The organism is Streptomyces coeruleofuscus (assembly GCF_039532725.1).
Taxonomy (GTDB): domain Bacteria; phylum Actinomycetota; class Actinomycetes; order Streptomycetales; family Streptomycetaceae; genus Streptomyces; species Streptomyces coeruleofuscus.
The window spans coordinates 335,601-354,261 of record NZ_BAAASE010000001.1; the positions used below are offsets into that span (position 1 = coordinate 335,601).

The following is an 18,661-nucleotide window of genomic DNA, read 5'->3' on the forward strand; positions in this document are numbered from 1 at the left end:
GCAAGGAGGCACGGGTGCCGCTGCTGACCCGTATCAGGGGACCGCGCGATCTGGACCGGCTCAGCCTGGAGGAGCTGAACCAGCTGGCGGAGGAGATCCGGACCTTCCTTGTCGAAGCGGTCTCCAAGACCGGCGGTCACCTCGGCCCCAACCTCGGCGTGGTGGAGCTCACCATCGCCCTGCACCGGGTCTTCGAATCGCCCAAGGACAAGGTGCTCTGGGACACCGGACACCAGTCCTACGTGCACAAGCTCCTCACCGGCCGTCAGGACTTCTCCAAGCTGAAGATGAAGGGCGGCCTGTCCGGCTACCCCTCGCAGGCCGAGTCCGAGCACGACATCATCGAGAACTCGCACGCCTCGACCGTCCTCGGCTGGGCCGACGGCATCGCCAAGGCCAACGAGCTGCTCCAGCGTGACAGCCACGTCGTCGCCGTGATCGGTGACGGCGCACTGACCGGCGGCATGGCCTGGGAGGCGCTGAACAACATCGCCGACGCCAAGGACCGGCCCCTCGTCATCGTCGTCAACGACAACGAGCGGTCCTACGCGCCGACGATCGGCGGCCTCGCCAACCACCTCGCGACGCTGCGGACGACGGACGGCTACGAGCGGTTCCTCGCCCGCACCAAGGAGGTGCTGGAGCGCACCCCCGTCGTGGGGCGGCCGCTCTACGACACCCTGCACGGCGCCAAGAAGGGCCTGAAGGACTTCATCGCCCCGCAGGGCATGTTCGAGGACCTCGGCCTGAAGTACGTCGGCCCGATCGACGGACACGACCTGGAGGCCCTGGAGTCCGCGCTCGCGCGGGCCAAGCGCTTCGGCGGGCCGGTCATCGTGCACTGCCTCACCGAGAAGGGCCGCGGCTACCAGCCCGCCCTCCAGGACGAGGCCGACCGCTTCCACGCCGTCGGCAAGATCCACCCCGACACGGGTCTGCCGATCGCCTCCTCCGGCGCCGACTGGACGTCCGTGTTCGGCGAGGAGATGGTCAAGCTCGGCGAGGAGCGCGAGGACATCGTCGCCATCACCGCCGCCATGCTCCAGCCGGTGGGCCTGGACAGGTTCGCCAAGCGCTTCCCCGAACGCGTCTACGACGTCGGCATCGCCGAGCAGCACGGCGCCGTGTCCGCCGCGGGCCTGGCGACGGGCGGCGTGCACCCGGTGTTCGCGGTGTACGCCACCTTCCTCAACCGCGCCTTCGACCAGGTGCTGATGGACGTCGCCCTGCACAAGTGCGGGGTGACCTTCGTCCTGGACCGGGCCGGTGTGACCGGCACCGACGGGGCGTCCCACAACGGCATGTGGGACATGTCGATCCTCCAGGTCGTGCCGGGGCTGAGGCTGGCCGCGCCGCGTGACGCCGACCAGGTCCGCGCCCAACTGCGCGAGGCCGTCGCGGTCGACGACGCGCCGACCGTCGTCCGCTTCTCCAAGGGCGCCGTCGGTCCCGCCGTTCCCGCCGTGGGCCGCGTCGGCGGCATGGACGTGCTGCGCGAGCCCGGCACCGACCGGCCCGACGTGCTCCTGGTCTCCGTCGGCGCCCTCGCGCCGATGTGCCTGGAGATCGCCGGCCTGCTCGACAAGCAGGGCATCTCCACCACCGTCGTCGACCCGCGCTGGGTCAAACCCGTCGACGAGGCCATGGCCCCGCTCGCCGAGCAGCACCGCGTGGTCGTCACCGTCGAGGACAACAGCCGGGTCGGTGGTGTCGGTTCGGCGATCGCGCAGGCGCTGCGTGACGCGGGCGTCGACGTGCCGCTGCGCGACTTCGGCATCCCGCCGCGCTTCCTCGACCATGCCTCGCGCGCCGAGGTCATGGCCGAGATCGGCCTCACCGCGCCGGACATCGCCCGCCAGGTGACCGGGCTGGTCGCCAAGCTGGACGGCCGGTACGAGCGCTCCGCGGCCGACGCCGTCGACTCCGTGGAGCCCGCGCGGGACTGACTGACGTCCCGGTACCGCTGAATGGGCCGGTTCGACCACCGTGAAGGGTGGTGGAATCGGCCCATTGGCGTGAATGCGTCTGTGCCGGGGCATACGGATGGTGCCCCCTCTCGATCATGTCGAGGACGACAAGCGTGGGAGGTACCCCGTGAGCAGTACCCTCTTCCGGACGAAGAAGGTCGAGCAGTCCATCCTCGACACCGAGGAGCCAGAGCACGCGCTCAAGAAATCCTTGTCCGCGCTGGATCTGACCGTCTTCGGCGTCGGCGTGATCATCGGCACCGGCATCTTCGTCCTCACCGGAACAGTCGCGAAGAACAACGCCGGGCCCGCGACGGCTCTGGCGTTCGTCGCGGCCGGCGTCGCCTGCGCCCTGGCCGCCCTCTGTTACGCCGAGTTCGCGTCGACGGTCCCGGTCGCCGGGTCCGCCTACACGTTCTCGTACGCCTCCCTCGGTGAGCTGCCCGCCTGGATCATCGGCTGGGACCTGGTCCTGGAGTTCGCGCTCGGTACGGCGGTGGTGGCCGTCGGCTGGTCGGGCTACGTCCAGTCGCTCATGGACAACGCGGGCTGGGCGATGCCCGCGGCCCTGGGCAGCAGAGAGGGCTCCGACGTCTTCGGCTTCGACATCCTCGCCGCCGCGCTCGTCCTCGTCCTCACCGGCATCCTCGTCCTCGGCATGAAGCTGTCCGCGCGGATCACGTCGCTCGTCGTCGCCATCAAGGTGACGGTCGTCCTCGTCGTGATCATCGCGGGCGCGTTCCTCATCAAGGGCGAGAACTACGACCCGTTCATCCCGAAGGAGCAGCCGGTGGAGGCCGGGGCAAGTCTCGACTCCCCGCTGATCCAGCTCATGTTCGGCTGGGCGCCCTCCAACTTCGGTGTGATGGGCATCTTCACCGCCGCCTCGGTCGTGTTCTTCGCGTTCATCGGCTTCGACGTCGTGGCCACGGCGGCGGAGGAGACCCGGAACCCGCAGCGCGACATGCCGCGCGGCATTCTCGGCTCGCTGCTCATCTGCACCGCGCTGTACGTCGCCGTGTCGATCGTCGTCACGGGCATGCAGCACTACAGCCGGCTGTCCGTCGACGCGCCGCTCGCCGACGCGTTCAAGGCCACCGGGCATCCCTGGTACGCGGGGTTCATCAGCTTCGGCGCCGCGGTCGGTCTGACGACGGTGTGCATGATCCTGCTGCTCGGGCAGACCCGGGTGTTCTTCGCGATGAGCCGCGACGGGCTGCTGCCCCGCTTCTTCTCCCGCGTACACCCGCGGTTCAGGACCCCGCACCGGCCGACCATCCTGCTCGGCGTGGTCATCGCGATCCTGGCCGGTTTCACTCCGCTGACGGAGCTCGCCGCCCTGGTCAACATCGGCACGCTGTTCGCCTTCGTCGTGGTCGCCATCGGTGTGCTCGTCCTCCGCAGGACCCGCCCCGACCTGCACCGGGCCTTCCGCACCCCCTGGGTGCCGGTCATCCCGATCCTGTCGGTGTGCGCCTCGCTGTGGCTGATGATCAACCTGCCCGCCGAGACGTGGGTGCGGTTCGGCATCTGGATGGCCGCCGGGTTCGTCGTGTACTTCCTGTACGGCCGCACACACAGCCGCCTCGCGAAGGGCGAGGAAACCAGGCCCGAGCAGACGCTCTAGCCTCCGGCGGTGGAGCGGGGTTGCCTGCGGCTACCGGGGCCTTAGCTGCGGGCAGTCGTGCCTCCCCCAGTGCCTTAAGGGCCTGGGAGGTACCCCCAGGGCGGCACGGGTGGGCGCAGCGGCACCCCGCTCCGCCGGGCTGCGCACCCACCCCGCCCCGGCAGCAGCTGGCGGCACCCCGCAGCGCCGGGTTGTGCAGCGCCCCGCCCCGGGCAGTCGCCGGCGGCACGCCGTAGCACCGGGTTGCGCAGCGCCCCGCTCCCGGCAGCAGTTGGCGGCATGCCGCGGCGCCGGGTGGGCCAGCGCCCGGCCCCGGGCAGTCGCCGGCGGCACGCCGCAGCGCCGGGTTGTGCAGCGCCCCGCTCCCGGCAGCAGTTGGCGGCATGCCGCGGCGCCGGGTTGCGCAGGCCCCCGGCAGCCGCCGACGGCACCTCGTAGTGCCGAGTTGCGACACAGCCCGCCCCGGCAGAAACCGTCCGTACCTACGGCCGTACGGACCGCGGTCCCGCCACCTCCGCCCCCAGCTCCCCGACCCGCCTCCGTAGTTCGCGGTCCGCCGTGACCACCAGCACCGGACGCGCACCCGCCCCCGCGACCACGTCGACGATGTGGTCGTCGCCACTGCCCGCCGCCGACTCCACCCGCACCCCGGCCACGGACTCCACCCCCCGCGCCGCCCCCTCCACCACGAGCACGACCTCCACCGGCCCGTCCACCCCCTGCACCCCGTCCGACGCCAACCGGTCCCGCAACCGCTCCGCCGCCCCCTTCCGGTCGCGCCACCAGCCGTCGGGCACCGACCCGACGACGTTCGCGGCGTCGACGACGACAAGCAGGGGAGCGTTGCTGTTCATGTGGTCAGGGTCGCACGGCGGATCTCGGCCAGGCAGGGGGCGGGCGCGGCGGCCGGCCACCCCGCCCGCGTAAAGTGAACTGGTGAACGGCGACTGGCTCATCCGCGGCCGCGACGGCCGCCTCACCGTCTACCTGCCCTCCGGCGACGCCGTCCTGTGCCGTGCGGAACGCGGCCCCGCCGGCTCCTGGGACGCGCCCCGAACCGTCGGCGGCACCCAGAAGCTGCACCCGGGTGTCGCGGTCGGCCAGGGTGCCGACGGCTACGCCCATCTGGCCGCCTGGCGGCCCACCGTGCCGGGCGAGTCGGGACTGGTGCACTCCACCCACTTCCGGCCCCGGCTCGCGCCCCTGGACTGGGTCCCGATCGGCCACCCCGACAAGAAGGGCGACCGGACGGGCCCGCCGGCCGTCGCCGTGGACTCCGCGGGGCGCGCCTACGTCTTCGTGCGCAACAACGGCGGCGGGGTGAGCCTGCGCAACCAGAAGGTGAAGGGCGGCTGGGGGCCCTGGCAGGACCTGGAGGGGCGCGAGGTCGAGGGGGAGTTGGCCGCGGTGACGGGGGAGTCGGGGATGGTCGAGGTGTACGCGTCCGGGCCGGGCGGGATCGTGCACTGGCGGCAGGAGGAACACGGAAAGACGCCGGTGCGGACCGAGGGCGTGGAGGTGGCGGTCCGGGCGGGGACGCTCCGGGCCCTTTCCACGTCCGCCGAGCACACCACCCTCTTCTTCACGGACGTCTCCGGCGACCTGTGCGCCTGGCGCCCGGGGGAGAAGCCGGTGACGCTCATCGCTTCCGCCGGGCCGGGGCCCGTGTCCGCCGTGCGCTGTGAGATCGAGGGGCACGACTGCACCGTGCTCGCCCAGCGGTCGTCGAGCGGCCGGGTCGCCTTCGCCGCCTATCCGACCGAACTGGAGTCCGCCGGGGCCTGGTGGACCGAGTCAGGCCCCCAACTGCCCGTCGACGCCACGGTGTCGCTGGCGCTCGACGAGCACGACGAGGTCGTCGCTGCCTCCCTCTCCCCGTCGACCGGGAAGCTGCTGCTCACCCGCCGCAAGGACGAACCGGGGCTCGCGCTGGAGGCCTGGCGGGAGATCTGACACCCCGTTCTGCCGTCGCTGGGGAGGGCCCTGTCCGTGGCGGCGTACAGAAGGGGGGGCGGGGCATCCGGATCGTTACCGGTCGCCCCGCCCCCCTCAGCGGTTACGTGTTACGCGGGGACGCTCGCCACGCCCTGCGCCAGGAACCTCTTGCCGTTGACCCGCTCGGAGACGCCCTCGCGGTCCAGGTACGGCGTGATGCCGCCCAGGTGGAACGGCCAGCCGGCGCCCGTGATCAGGCACAGGTCGATGTCCTGCGCCTCGGCGACGACGCCCTCGTCGAGCATGAGCCCGATCTCCTGCGCCACCGCGTCCAGCACCCGCTCGCGGACCTGCTCCTCCGTCAGCACGCTGTCGCCCTGCTTCAGCAGCGCGGCGACCTCCGGGTCCAGCTCCGGCTTGCCGCTGTCGTAGACGTAGAAGCCGCGCTTGCCCGCCTCGACGACCGCCTTGAGGTTCGGGGAGACCGTGAAGCGCTCCGGGAACGCCTTGTTGAGCGTCTCGGAGACGTGCAGGCCGATCGCCGGGCCGACCAGCTCCAGCAGGACCAGCGGCGACATCGGCAGGCCCAGCGGCTCGACGGCCTTCTCGGCGACCTCGACCGGGGTGCCCTCGTCGATGACGTTCTGGATCTCGCCCATGAAGCGGGTCAGGATGCGGTTCACGACGAACGCCGGGGCGTCCTTCACGAGCACCGCGGTCTTCTTCAGCTTCTTGGCGACGCCGAACGCCGTGGCGAGAGAGGCGTCGTCGGTCTGCTCGCCGCGGACGATCTCCAGCAGCGGCAGCACGGCGACCGGGTTGAAGAAGTGGAAGCCGACGACCCGCTCGGGGTTCTTCAGCTTCGAGGCCATCTCCGACACCGACAGCGAGGAGGTGTTGGTGGCCAGGATCGCGTGCGCCGGGGCGACCGCCTCGACCTCAGCGAACACCTTCTGCTTGACGCCCATCTCCTCGAACACGGCCTCGATGATGAAGTCCGCGTCCGCGAAGCCCTCGGCCTTGTCCAGGACACCGGTCACCAGCGCCTTGAGGCGGTTGGCCTTGTCCTGGTTGATACGGCCCTTGCCGAGCAGCTTGTCGATCTCGGCGTGGACGTAGCCCACACCCTTGTCGACGCGCTCCTGGTCGATGTCGGTCAGCACGACCGGCACCTCCAGGCGGCGCAGGAACAGCAGCGCGAGCTGGGAGGCCATCAGACCGGCGCCGACGACACCGACCTTGGTGACCGGGCGGGCCAGGTTCTTGTCCGGGGCACCGGCCGGGCGCTTGCCGCGCTTCTGCACCAGGTTGAAGGCGTAGATGCCGGCCCGCAGTTCGCCGCCCATGATCAGGTCGGCGAGCGCCTTGTCCTCGGCGTCGTAGCCCTGCTGGAGGTCGCCGTTCTTGGCGGCGGCGATGATGTCCAGCGCGCGGTAGGCGGCCGGGGCCGCGCCGTGCACCTTGGAGTCCGCGATGAAACGGCCCTTGGCGACGGCCTGGTCCCAGCCCTCGCCGCGGTCGATCACCGGGCGCTCGACCTCGATCTCGCCCTTGAGGACGGACGCGGTCCAGATCAGCGACTGCTCCAGGAAGTCCGCGCCCTCGAAGATCGCGTCCGCGATCCCGAGCTCGTAGACCTGCTTGCCCTTGAGCTGCTTGTTCTGGTTCAGGCTGTTCTCGATGATCACCGAGACGGCCTTGTCGGCGCCGATCAGGTTCGGCAGCAGCGTGCAGCCGCCCCAGCCCGGGACCAGGCCGAGGAACACCTCGGGGAGCGAGAACGCCGGGAGGGCCGCGGAGACGGTCCGGTAGGAGCAGTGCAGACCGACCTCGACGCCACCGCCCATCGCGGCGCCGTTGTAGTACGCGAAGGTCGGCACGGCCAGCTTGGACAGCCGCTTGAAGACCTCGTGGCCGCCCTTGCCGATGGCGAGGGCGTGCTCGTGCTCCTTGAGGATCTCCACGCCCTTGAGGTCGGCGCCGACCGCGAAGATGAACGGCTTGCCGGTGATGCCGACGCCGACGATCTCGCTGTCCGCGGCCTCCTTCTCGACCTGGTCGATGGCGGCGTTGAGGTTCGCCAGCGAGGCCGGGCCGAAGGTGGTCGGCTTGGTGTGGTCCAGGCCGTTGTCGAGGGTGATGAGGGCGAAGCGCCCGGCACCCGCGGGGAGGTCGAAGTGGCGTACGTGCGCCTGCGTGACGACCTCGTCCGGGAACAGCTCGGAAGCCTGCTTCAGAAGCTCGGCGGTGGTGCTCACTTGTCCCCCTCGAAGTGCGGGTTCTCCCAGATGACCGTCGCGCCCATGCCGAAGCCGACGCACATGGTGGTCAGGCCGTAGCGGACGTGCGGCTGCTCCTCGAACTGGCGGGCCAGCTGCGTCATCAGACGGACGCCGGAGGAGGCCAGCGGGTGGCCGAAGGCGATGGCGCCACCGTACTGGTTGACGCGCTCGTCGTCGTCGGCGATGCCGTAGTGGTCGAGGAAGGCCAGGACCTGGACGGCGAAGGCCTCGTTGATCTCGAACAGGCCGATGTCGGAGATGGACAGGCCGGCCTGGGCCAGCGCCTTCTCCGTCGCCGGGATCGGGCCGTAGCCCATGACCTCCGGCTCGACACCCGCGAAGGAGTAGGAGACCAGGCGCATCTTCACGGGGAGGTCGTTCTCCCGCGCGAAGTCCTCGGAGGCGATGACCGAGGCGGTGGCGCCGTCGTTCAGACCGGCCGCGTTACCGGCGGTGACCCGGCCGTGCACACGGAACGGGGTCTTGAGGCCCTGGAGGTTCTCCAGCGTCGTGCCCGGGCGCATCGGCTCGTCGGCGGTGACCAGGCCCCAGCCCGTCTCACCGGCCTCGGGGGAGGTGCGGCGCACCGAGACCGGCACCAGGTCGGCCTGGATCTTGCCGTTGGCGTACGCCTTGGCGGCCTTCTCCTGGGAGCGCACGGCGTACTCGTCGGCGCGCAGCTTGGTGATCTGCGGGTAACGGTCGTGCAGGTTCTCCGCGGTCATGCCCATGAACAGGGCCGACTCGTCGACCAGCTTCTCGCTGACGAACCGCGGGTTCGGGTCGACGCCCTCGCCCATGGGGTGACGGCCCATGTGCTCGACACCGCCGGCGATGGCGACGTCGTAGGCACCGAAGGCGACGGAACCGGCGACCGTGGTCACGGCCGTCAGGGCGCCGGCGCACATGCGGTCGATGGAGTAACCCGGGACCGACTGCGGCAGGCCGGCGAGGATCCCCGCGGTACGGCCGATGGTGAGGCCCTGGTCGCCGATCTGGGTGGTCGCGGCGATGGCGACCTCGTCGATCTTCTTCGGGTCGAGACCGGGGTTGCGGCGCAGCAGCTCCCGGATCGCCTTCACGACGAGGTCGTCGGCACGGGTCTCGTGGTAGATGCCCTTCGGGCCCGCCTTGCCGAACGGGGTGCGGACGCCGTCTACGAAGACGACGTCCCTGACGGTACGAGGCACGATGGCTCTCCTCCAGGGTCCAGGACGCTGAGCGCTTGCTCATCCCATGCTACTTATGAGTAACGTAGCTGCCCAGTCCTGACACGGCGAGCGTTGAACGTCACATCTCATCGGGGTGGCGCTGTGGACCCTCTCGGCGTCAGCAGCGGAGTCGGCACGGGATGCGACCCGGCCGATCCGTCCCCGGTGATCACCCCGAACAAGGTCCGAGCCACCTCCGCCCCGAACCCGTGCACGTCATGACTCATCGCGGACAGGGTCGGATGCGTCAGCCGGCACAGCTGCGAGTCGTCCCACGCCAGCAGTGACACGTCGTCCGGCACCCGCAACCCCATCTCCGCCGCCACGGACAGCCCCGCCACCGCCATGATGTCGTTGTCGTACACGATCGCCGTCGGCCGGTCCGGCGGCGCGGCCGTCAGCAGCGACCGCGTCGCCCGCGCCCCCGCGTCGCCCGAGAAGTCGGTCGCGACCTGCCACGCCCCGGCCAGCGCCAGCGCTCCCGCCGCCTCGTCGAACGCGGCCGTCCGGATGGCCGTGTGCCCGAGGGCCGCCGCCCCGCCCACCCGGGCGATCCGCCGGTGCCCCAGCGCCGCCAGATACCGCACCGCCTCCGTCACGGCCGTCGCGTCGTCGGTCCACACGGAGGTGAGCCCTCCGGTCAGCGAGGGATGCCCCACGGCGACCACCGGCAGCCCGAGCCGCTCCACCAGGCCCACCCGGGGATCGTCGGCCCGGAAGTCGACGAGGATCGACCCGCCGATCTGCCGCCCACGCCACCACGACGCCTGGACCCCCACCTCCTCGTCCATATTCCGTACGAGTCTCAGCAGCAGGGAGCAGGAGTGCTCGGCCAGCACGCTCTCCACGCCCGAGACGAACTCCATGTACCAGGGTTCGAGCCCGAGCACCCGCGCCGGCCGGCACACCGCCAGCCCCACCACGTCCACACGCGAACCGGCCAGCGTCCGCGCCGTGAGGTTCGGCGCCCAGCCCAGCTCCCGCGCCGCCCGGAAGATCCGGTCCCGGGTCGACTCCGACAGGCCGGGCTTGTGGTTGAAGGCGAGCGAGACGGCACCCTTGGACACGCCGGCGCGCGCGGCGACGTCCTTGATGGTGACGCGGGGGATCGGCGTCGCCGTCATCGGGTGGGCTCCACGCAGTACAGGGCCGAACGAGCGCTCTCCGCGTCCGGAGTCTTCCAGCCGCGCACCCCGATGGTCACCTCTTCGCCCGGCAGCAGCGTGACCAGCCCCCGGTCGGCCCGCGCCCCCGGATCCAGCCGGTCGGCCTGGAGCAGCAGGTCCCGGACCAGGGTGCGGGCGGTGACGGTGATGCCGCCCGGAGCGAGGGCGACATCGAATCGGGGGGCGGGGAAAGGGACTTCACGGTCCGGCACCGGGAAGTACAGGGCCCGCAACCTGCCCGGGCCCACGTCCCCGCTCGCTGCCGCGCCCGCGTTCCCGCCCGCGTTCCCGTTCCCGCCCGCGTTCCCGTTCCCCTCCGCGTTCCCGCTCGCGTTCCCGTTCCCCTCCGCGTTCCCGCTCGCGTTCCCGTTCCCGCTCGCGTCCGCCTTCCCGCTCGCGTCCCCGCCCGCCTTCCCGCTCGCGTCCCCGCCCGCCTTCCCGCTCGCGTCCGCGTTCCCGCCCGTTCCAGCGCCCGTGCCCGCGTTCCCGCCGGTTCCCGGGCCTGTGTTCCGGTCTGGGCCCGTGTCCGCGCTTGCGTGTCCGCCGGTCACCGGGCCCGTGTTCCCGTCCGCTCCCGCGTTCCCGCCGGTTCCCGCTCCCGCGTCCCCGCCCGCATCCGCTCCCGCGTCCCCGCCCGCATCCGCGACGAGAAACTCCTTGGGCCCGGTCGGCGTCAGCTCGCGAGGGACGTCCACGCGTGCCACGCTCCGCCCCCCGGCCGTCACCTCCACCGCCACCTGCCCCAGTACCTCGCCCTCGACGGACATCCGCCGCAGGGTCGCCGTCGCCGTCCAGTTGCCGGCGGCCTGGTTGACGGCGGCCAGCACCAGCCCGCCCTCCCGCGCCTGGAGCGTCAGCAGCCGGTCCGCGTACAGCCGCTTCAGCTCGTGGTACAGCGGCTTCTCCCGCCCGTCCCCGTCGATCGCCGCCCAGGAGGTCACCGGCCAGCAGTCGTTGAGCTGCCAGACGACCGTGCCCGCGCACACCGGCCAGTGCGACCGCCAGTGCTCGATCCCGGCGGCGACCGCACGCGCCTGGTTGACCTGCGTCAGGTAGTGCCAGCGGTCGAAGTCCCCGTCCGGCACGGCGAAATGCCGCGCCAGCCCCCGCTCCAGCTTCCCGTTGCCGTCGTCGGCCTTCTGGTGGTGCAGCATGCCGGGGGAGTCCGGCGCGAGCTCCTCCCCGGGCAGCGCACGCCGCAGCGTGGCGTACGCGGGCGGCGCCTGCCAGCCGAACTCGGCGACGAACCGGGGCACGCTCAGCCGGTAGTCGGCGTAGTCCTCACGGTTCCACACCTCCCAGGAGTGGTGCGTGCCGTGTGCCGGATCGTTGGGATGCCGGTCCCACGACCCGGACCAGGGACTCCCCGCCGTGTACGGCCGTGTGGGATCCAACTCGGCCACCACACGCGGCAGTACGCCCAGGTAGTACCCCTCGCCCCAGGAACCCCCGGCCAGCCGCGGCTCCCAGCCCCAGTCCCGGAAGCCCCACAGGTTCTCGTTGTTGCCGTTCCACAGCACGAGCGAGGGATGCGGCATCAGCCGTACGACGTTCTCCCGCGCCTCGGCCTCCACCTCGCCGCGCAGCGGCTGTTCCTCCGGGTAGGCCGCGCAGGCGAACGGGAAGTCCTGCCAGACCAGCAGCCCGAGTTCGTCGCAGGCGTCGTAGAAGTCCTCGCTCTCGTAGATCCCGCCGCCCCAGACCCTTACGAGGTCCACGCCGGCTCCGGCCGCCTGCTCCAGGCGCCTGCGGTAGCGCTCGCGGGTGATCCGGGACGGGAAGACGTCGTCGGGGATCCAGTTGACGCCCCGGGCGAAGAGCCGCTCGCCGTTGACGACGAGCGTGAAGCCGGTGCCGTGCGCGTCGGGCCGTTGATCCAGTCCCACGGTCCGGAAGCCGATCCGCCGGCGCCACACGTCCAGCGCGTCCTCGCCGTGCAGCAGCCGCAACTCGACGTCGTACAGCGGCTGTTCGCCGTAGCCGCGCGGCCACCACAGCCGGACGTCCGGCACGCGGAGCCGTACCACCCCGCCCGCCCCGTCGATCTCCGCCCGGGCCCGCACCCCGCCCACCGTCGCTTCCAGGGCGAGCGGCGCCTCGACCCGGGTCCGCTCGACGTCCACGGCCAACTCGACGACCCCCACGCCCTCGTCGACGGTGACCAGCGGACGCACCCGGGCGATCCGGGCCGTCGACCAGTGCTCCAGGCGCACCGGCCGCCAGATCCCGGCCGTCACCAGGGTCGGCCCCCAGTCCCAGCCGAAGGAGCAGGCCATCTTGCGCAGGTACTGGTAGGGCTCGGAGTAGGCGGCGGGCCGCTCGCCCAGCCGCCCCCGCACGGCCTCGGCCTCGGCGTAGGCCGAGACGAACCGCACCGACAGCCGCCCGGACAGCCCCGTCACGTCGAACCGGTACGAGCGGTGCATGTTGCGCACCTTGCCCAGCAGCCGCCCGTCCAGGGAGATCTCGGCGACCGTGTCGAGCCCGTCGAAGACCAGGTCGGTCTGCTCCCGCGGGGACGCGCCGGTGAGCTCGCGCTCGTACGTCCAGTCCCGGCGCCCCACCCACGCCACCTCGGACTCGCCCAGGCCCAGGAACGGGTCCGGGATCACCCCGGCCGCCATCAGGTCGGTGTGCACGCAGCCCGGCACCGAGGCCGGGAGCGCTTCCGGCCCGTGCCGCAGGATCCATCCGTCGCCGAGCGGTGTGGCCTCCAGCATGCGCACTCCCTAAACCGGTCCAGTGAAGAGTGGTGTACAGGTTTCACAGCGTTGGCGGGAATGGGACTTTACCGGTTGAGAAAGCGCTGTCAGAGTGCCGAACCAGCCATACCGCACGTGCTCTTCCGTCCCGAGTTCCTCTCCGCGAACGGAGCTGATGCACATGAACCGCCGTACCGTCCTCGCCCTCGCCGTGGGCGCAGCCCTGCTGGCCTCGGGCTGTACCGGCACCGGAGGCACCTCGAAGGGCGCGGACGCCGACGCGCCCGACGATCCCGCCAAGGTCGACGGGACCATCACCGTCCTCACCCATCGGACCGACCTCGTGCAGGACGGGACGATGAAGAAGTACGCCGCCGAGTTCAACAAGACCTATCCCAAGGTGAAGGTCGAGTTCGAGGGCCTCACCGACTACGAGGGCGAGGTCAAGATCCGTATGAACACGGAGAACTACGGCGACGTCCTGATGATCCCGGCCGTGATCGAGAAGAAGGACTACCCGAAGTTCTTCGCCTCCCTCGGCACCCAGGCCGAGCGCGGCAAGAAGTACCGCTTCACCGACTACACCACCGTCGGCGGCAAGGTCTACGGCCAGAGCCCGCTCGGCGTGGTCCCGGGCTTCGTCTACAACAAGAAGGTGTGGAACGCGGCCGGCGTCACCGACTGGCCCACGACCCCGGCCGAGTTCCTCGACGACCTCGAGGCCATCAAGTCCAAGTCCGACGCGGTCCCGTACTACACCAACTTCAAGGACATGTGGCCGCTGACCCAGTGGACGAACGTCAACGGCTCGGTCGGCTGCGACACTCGGGCCACCACCAGGCTCGCCGAGGGAAACCCCTGGGCGGAGGGCGCCGACCTGCGGGTCGGTGACACGCTGCTCCACGACATCGTGCGCCGGAAGCTCATCGAGAAGGACCCGACCACCACCAACTGGGAGGCGTCCAAGCCCAAGCTGGCGAAGGGCGAGATCGCCACGATGTGGCTCGGCTCCTGGGCGATCGTCCAGATGCAGGACGCGGCGAAGCAGGCGGGCACCGACCCGGCCGACATCGGCTTCATGCCGTTCCCCGCCCAGAAGGACGGCACGTTCTGCGCGGTGACGTCGCCCGACTACCAGCAGGCCGTCAACGTCAACTCCGACCACAAGGCCGCCGCCCGCGCCTGGATCGACTGGTTCACCGACAAGTCCGGCTACGCGGACGCCAACCTGGCTCTCTCGCCCCTCAAGGACGGCCCGCTGCCCGAGGTCCTCAAGCCGTACGAGGAGGCGGGCGTGAAGCTCCTCGACATCGACGACACCAAGGGCGCCCAGGTCAAGTCCATCGACAACCAGTCCGAGGTCGGCATCTACAAGCCCGACTACCGCCAGGAGCTCGTCGACCTCGCCCGCGGTGCCCGCAAGGGCAGCCTGGACGACTTCCTGACCGGACTGGGCGAGAAGTGGACCGAGGCGCAGAAGAACTCGGGGTCCTGATGACCGACACCACCCGGAAGGCGGCGCGGCCGGTGCCGCCGGCCGCGCCCGCCGGGCCGACACCGCCGTCCGCCGCGCGCCGGGCGCGGCGGTGGCGGGGCGTGACCCCCTGGCTGTTCCTGATCGGCCCGATCGTCCTGCTGATCGCCTTCACCTACGCGCCGATCGTCAACATGGTCGCGTACAGCTTCACCGACTGGGACGGCGTCAGCCCCGAGCTGCGCTACACGGGTGCCGAGAACTACGCCGAACTCTTCACCCGGCCCGAGCTGTTCGAGGTGTTCCTCGTCAGCGGCTACTACCTCGCCGCGTCCGTGGTGCAGATCGCCGCCGCCCTCTACTTCGCCACCGTCCTGAGCTTCAACGTCCGCTTCCGCAACTTCTTCAAGGGGGTGCTCTTCTTCCCGTACCTGATCAACGGCGTCGCGATCGGCTTCGTCTTCCTGTACTTCTTCCAGGACGGCGGCACCCTCGACGCGATCCTGAGCCTGTTCGGCTACGACGGCGACCGCGCCTGGCTCGGCACGCCCGCCTCGGCCAACGTCTCCCTCGCGGGCGTCTCCGTATGGCGCTACATGGGCCTGAACTTCGTCCTCTTCCTCGGAGCGATCCAGTCCATCCCGGGGGAGCTGTACGAGGCGGCCGAACTGGACGGGGCGAACCGCTGGCAGCAGTTCCGCCACATCATCGCGCCCGGCATCCGGCCCGTGCTGAGCCTGTCGGTGATCCTGTCCGTCTCCGGGTCGCTGTCCGTCTTCGAGATCCCGTACATCATGACCGGCGGTGCGACCGGCACCGAGACCTTCGTGATCCAGACCGTGAAGCTGGCCTTCCAGTTCAACAAGACGGGCCTCGCCTCGGCGGCGGCCGTCGTGCTGCTGCTGATCATCCTGGCGGTGACCTGGGTGCAGCGGCGCCTCGTCCCGGACGACAAGGTGGACCTCGTATGACGCGCCGTGCCGTGGCCCGTGCCCTCGTGTACCTGTCCCTGGTCCTCGCGACGCTGGTCGTGCTCCTGCCGCTCACCGTGGTCTTCCTGACGTCGCTCAAGACCTCCGGGGAGATGGCGGACGACAGCGGCGCCCTCACGCTGCCCGACGACCCGCTCAACTTCGGCAACTACGTGACGGCGTTCCAGGACGGCCGGATGCTCTCGGCGTTCGGCAACACGGCGCTGATCCTGGTCGTCGCCATCGGGGGCACGGTCCTCATCGGCTCGATGACGGCGTACGCCATCGACCGCTTCCGGTTCCGCTTCCGGAAGCTGGTCCTGGCCCTGTTCCTGGTCGCCGCGCTGGTCCCCGGGGTGACCACCCAGGTGGCCACCTTCCAGATCGTCAACAGCCTCGGGATGTTCGACAGCCTCTGGGCGCCGATCGCGCTCTACATGGGCACGGACATCGTGTCGATCTACATCTTCCTGCAGTTCGTACGGGCCATCCCCGTCTCACTGGACGAGTCGGCCCGCATCGACGGCGCCAACGCCTTCACGGTCTACCGGAAGATCATCTTCCCGCTGCTCAAGCCCGCGATCGCGACGGTCGTGATCGTAAAAGGGATCAATGTCTACAACGACTTCTACATCCCCTTCCTCTACATGCCCTCCGAAGATCTTGGCGTGATCTCGACGTCCCTGTTCCGCTTCAAGGGCCCCTTCGGAGCCCACTGGGAGACCATCTCGGCAGGCGCGATCCTCGTCATCGTGCCGACGCTGGTCGTCTTCCTGTTCCTCCAGCGGTTCATCTACAACGGCTTCACGCGAGGGGCCACGAAGTAGCGGACCCGGGGGCGCGGGGCTGTGTCGATTTGCGGCTCCGCCGCGTGGGCGCGAACAACCACAACCAGCCCGCAGCCGCCGTACGACGCAAGCTCTACGGCGGCTAGGCCTCCTTCGCGGACAACGCCTCCACCAACACAGGCGTCACCAGCTCCACCTGCCACGGCCGCGCACCGTACCCGGCGAGCGCGGCCCCCACGGACTCGGCGTCCACCACCGCCGGCGGCTCCCAGCAGACCCGCCGCACGGTGTCCGGCGCGATCAGATTCTCCTGCGGCATGGTGAGCTGCTCGGCCAGCGCCGAGACCCCCGCCCGGGCCGCGGACAACCGGGCCGCGGCCACAGGGTCCTTGTCCGCCCAGGCCCGCGGCGGCGGAGGCCCGGTCACGGGCTGCCCCGGCTGCGGCAACTGCGCCTCGCTCAGCCCCTTGGCCCGGTCCACGGCCGCCTGCCACTGCTCCAGCTGCCGCTTGCTCATCCGGTGTCCGAAGCCGTTCAGCGCGGCCAGCGCGTGCACGTTGGCCGGAATCGCCAGCGCGGCCTCCACGATCGCAGCGTCCCCGAGCACCTTGCCGGGCGACACGTCCCGCCGCTGCGCGATCCGGTCCCGGGTCTGCCACAGTTCCCGTACGACGGCCAGCTGCCGCCGCCGGCGCACCTTGTGCATGCCGGACGTACGCCGCCAGGGGTCCTTGCGCGGCTCCGGCGGCGGGGCCGAGGCGATCGCGTCGAACTCCTGGCGGGCCCACTCCAGCTTGCCCTGCCGGTCCAGCTCCTTCTCCAGCGCGTCGCGCAGGTCGACGAGCAGTTCGACGTCCAGGGCCGCGTACCGCAGCCAGGGCTCCGGCAGCGGCCGGGTCGACCAGTCGACGGCGGAGTGCCCCTTCTCCAGGACAAAACCGAGGACGCCCTCGACCATCGCGCCGAGGCCGACCCGGGGGAACCCGGCGAGCCGCCCGGCCAGCTCCGTGTCGAACAGCCGCGTCGGCACCATGCCTATCTCGCGCAGGCAGGGCAGGTCCTGGGTGGCGGCGTGCAGCACCCACTCGGCGCCGGACAGGGCCTCGCCGAGGGCGGACAGGTCGGGGCAGGCCACGGGGTCGATCAGAGCGCTCCCGGCGCCCTGGCGGCGCAGCTGGACCAGGTAGGCGCGCTGGCCGTAGCGGTAGCCGGACGCGCGCTCGGCGTCGACGGCGACCGGGCCGGAGCCCGCCTCGAAGGCGGCGATCATCCGGGCCAGGGCGGACTCGTCCGCGATCACGGGCGGAATGCCCTCACGCGGTTCCAGCAAGGGGATCGGCGCCTCCGTAGCAGAAGATCCGTCGTCGTCCGGAGGAGCGCCTCCGGTGGTTCGCAGTGAGCTGTCTGCTGCGGTCTCGTGGGCGTCGGTCACATGTCAAGGGTATCCATGTATGGACAGCGCCCGCCGACGGAACGTTCCGTCGGCGGGCGCCCGAGGGTCGCAAACCAGTCAGGCCGGGGAAGCGGCGGGTTCACGAACCATGAGTGACATGCACGGGACCCGCGGCCGGTCCCGTTCACGTGAGTGAATGATCACAAAGGGTCACCGTGGAGTGGTTCAGTGGATGATTCCGGTCCGCAGCGCCACCGCGACCATCCCGGCGCGGTCGCCCGTGCCGAGCTTGCGGGCGATGCGGGCGAGGTGGCTCTTGACGGTCAGTGCGGACAGGCCCATCGAGACGCCGATCGCCTTGTTCGACTGGCCCTCCGCGACCAGTCGCAGCACCTCGACCTCGCGGCCGGAGAGTTCGCGATAGCCGCCCGGGTGGCTCGGGGCACCCGGGGGGCGGCGGTGCAGGCGGGCGGCGGCGGAGCCGATGGGGGCGGCGCCCGGGCGGGTGGGGAGGCCGACGTTGGTGCGGGTGCCGGTGACGACGTAGCCCTTCACGCCGCCCGCGAGGGCGTTGCGAACGGCGCCGATGTCGTCGGCGGCGGAGAGGGCGAGCCCGTTGGGCCAGCCCGCGGCACGGGTCTCCGACAGCAGGGTGAGGCCGGAGCCGTCGGGCAGGTGGACGTCGGCGACGCAGATGTCGCGGGGGTTGCCGATGCGGGGACGAGCCTCCGCGATGGACGAGGCCTCGATGACATCGCGCACACCGAGCGCCCACAGATGGCGGGTGACGGTGGAGCGGACGCGCGGGTCGGCCACGACCACCATGGCGGTCGGCTTGTTCGGGCGGTAGGCGACCAGGCTTGCGGGCTGCTCGAGGAGAACGGACACCAGGCCTCCTGGGGTGCGGGACGGGGCCGGCTCGTGGGGGTGAAGCCGGGACGAACCGTGCTTTCAAGGTCACAGTCGTCTTCGGCACCCAACCCGTCCGCCTTTAGAGAATGATCACGAATCGGTGATAACAATCCGTACAATTCGGACACGCGGTCGATCATTCGAAGGTCGAACGGTTTCGGTCTGCGTCGGTACGCGGTCGAAAGTGGCCGTATCGACAAAGTGATTCGGCCAAGAGGGGGACGCAGGTGTGA

The 18,661-nt window shown here is 70.8% G+C and carries 13 protein-coding genes; 6 read left to right on the top strand and 7 right to left on the bottom strand.

Translation table 11 applies throughout. From position 1 onward, the window contains the following. Positions 1 to 14: 14 nt before the first annotated feature. Both dxs and ABFX81_RS01430 read left to right on the top strand, forming a co-directional pair. Positions 15 to 1,946 carry a 1-deoxy-D-xylulose-5-phosphate synthase gene (gene dxs, locus ABFX81_RS01425; protein ID WP_086854989.1) on the top strand — a complete coding sequence of 644 codons (1,932 nt, stop codon included), beginning with the start codon at positions 15 to 17 and terminating at the stop codon, positions 1,944 to 1,946. A 148-nt stretch (positions 1,947 to 2,094) separates the two neighbouring features. Then, on the top strand, positions 2,095 to 3,594 hold the full coding sequence (locus tag ABFX81_RS01430; protein ID WP_086854990.1) for an amino acid permease: 1,500 nt from the start codon (positions 2,095 to 2,097) through the stop codon (positions 3,592 to 3,594). A 482-nt stretch (positions 3,595 to 4,076) separates the two neighbouring features. Here the strand turns inward: ABFX81_RS01430 and ABFX81_RS01435 are convergent, their stop codons facing one another. Next, entirely contained in the window at positions 4,077 to 4,448 is a 372-nt protein-coding gene (locus ABFX81_RS01435) for a PIN domain-containing protein (protein WP_346137507.1), read from the bottom strand. Between the two features lie 82 nt (positions 4,449 to 4,530). Between ABFX81_RS01435 and ABFX81_RS01440 the strand changes: the two genes are divergently transcribed. Further along, positions 4,531 to 5,547: a PLL family lectin gene (locus ABFX81_RS01440; protein ID WP_086852160.1), complete on the top strand. Its 1,017-nt coding sequence runs from the start codon at positions 4,531 to 4,533 to the stop codon at positions 5,545 to 5,547. A 110-nt stretch (positions 5,548 to 5,657) separates the two neighbouring features. On the opposite strand, the gene ABFX81_RS01445 is transcribed toward ABFX81_RS01440, so the two are convergent. The 4 genes from ABFX81_RS01445 to ABFX81_RS01460 all read right to left on the bottom strand — a co-directional run bounded on the left by ABFX81_RS01445 (position 5,658) and on the right by ABFX81_RS01460 (position 12,908). Continuing rightward, the gene (locus ABFX81_RS01445; protein WP_086852158.1) at positions 5,658 to 7,787 is read right to left on the bottom strand and encodes a 3-hydroxyacyl-CoA dehydrogenase NAD-binding domain-containing protein; all 2,130 of its coding nucleotides are present in this window, start codon (positions 7,785 to 7,787) and stop codon (positions 5,658 to 5,660) included. Beyond that, positions 7,784 to 9,001 (bottom strand): acetyl-CoA C-acyltransferase, encoded by a 1,218-nt coding sequence (locus tag ABFX81_RS01450; RefSeq protein ID WP_086852156.1) that lies wholly within the window; start codon positions 8,999 to 9,001, stop codon positions 7,784 to 7,786. Before ABFX81_RS01450 ends, ABFX81_RS01445 begins: the two co-directional genes overlap by 4 nt. Before the next feature lie 107 nt (positions 9,002 to 9,108). Beyond that, complete coding sequence (locus ABFX81_RS01455; protein ID WP_086852155.1) at positions 9,109 to 10,146, bottom strand: substrate-binding domain-containing protein; 1,038 nt, start codon at positions 10,144 to 10,146, stop codon at positions 9,109 to 9,111. Then, a complete protein-coding gene (locus tag ABFX81_RS01460; RefSeq protein WP_346137508.1) occupies positions 10,143 to 12,908 on the bottom strand; it encodes a glycoside hydrolase family 2 protein in 2,766 nt (921 codons plus the stop codon). The genes ABFX81_RS01455 and ABFX81_RS01460 overlap by 4 nt, the downstream gene beginning before the upstream one ends. Before the next feature lie 163 nt (positions 12,909 to 13,071). On the opposite strand from ABFX81_RS01460, the gene ABFX81_RS01465 reads away from it, so the two are divergent. Genes ABFX81_RS01465 through ABFX81_RS01475 form a run of 3 tightly spaced genes read left to right on the top strand, consistent with a single transcriptional unit; the run spans position 13,072 to position 16,162 of the window. Continuing rightward, positions 13,072 to 14,385, top strand: a complete 1,314-nt coding sequence (locus tag ABFX81_RS01465) for an extracellular solute-binding protein (protein ID WP_086855597.1) — start codon at positions 13,072 to 13,074, stop codon at positions 14,383 to 14,385. After that, positions 14,385 to 15,335 (top strand): ABC transporter permease subunit, encoded by a 951-nt coding sequence (locus tag ABFX81_RS01470; protein WP_086855596.1) that lies wholly within the window; start codon positions 14,385 to 14,387, stop codon positions 15,333 to 15,335. Before ABFX81_RS01465 ends, ABFX81_RS01470 begins: the two co-directional genes overlap by 1 nt. Next, positions 15,332 to 16,162 (top strand): ABC transporter permease subunit, encoded by an 831-nt coding sequence (locus tag ABFX81_RS01475; RefSeq protein WP_086855595.1) that lies wholly within the window; start codon positions 15,332 to 15,334, stop codon positions 16,160 to 16,162. The genes ABFX81_RS01470 and ABFX81_RS01475 overlap by 4 nt, the downstream gene beginning before the upstream one ends. Before the next feature lie 103 nt (positions 16,163 to 16,265). Here the strand turns inward: ABFX81_RS01475 and ABFX81_RS01480 are convergent, their stop codons facing one another. Then, positions 16,266 to 17,555 (bottom strand): HRDC domain-containing protein, encoded by a 1,290-nt coding sequence (locus tag ABFX81_RS01480; protein WP_086855594.1) that lies wholly within the window; start codon positions 17,553 to 17,555, stop codon positions 16,266 to 16,268. A 186-nt stretch (positions 17,556 to 17,741) separates the two neighbouring features. Beyond that, complete coding sequence (locus ABFX81_RS01485; RefSeq protein ID WP_189715754.1) at positions 17,742 to 18,404, bottom strand: response regulator transcription factor; 663 nt, start codon at positions 18,402 to 18,404, stop codon at positions 17,742 to 17,744. Between the last annotated feature and the right edge of the window lie 257 nt (positions 18,405 to 18,661).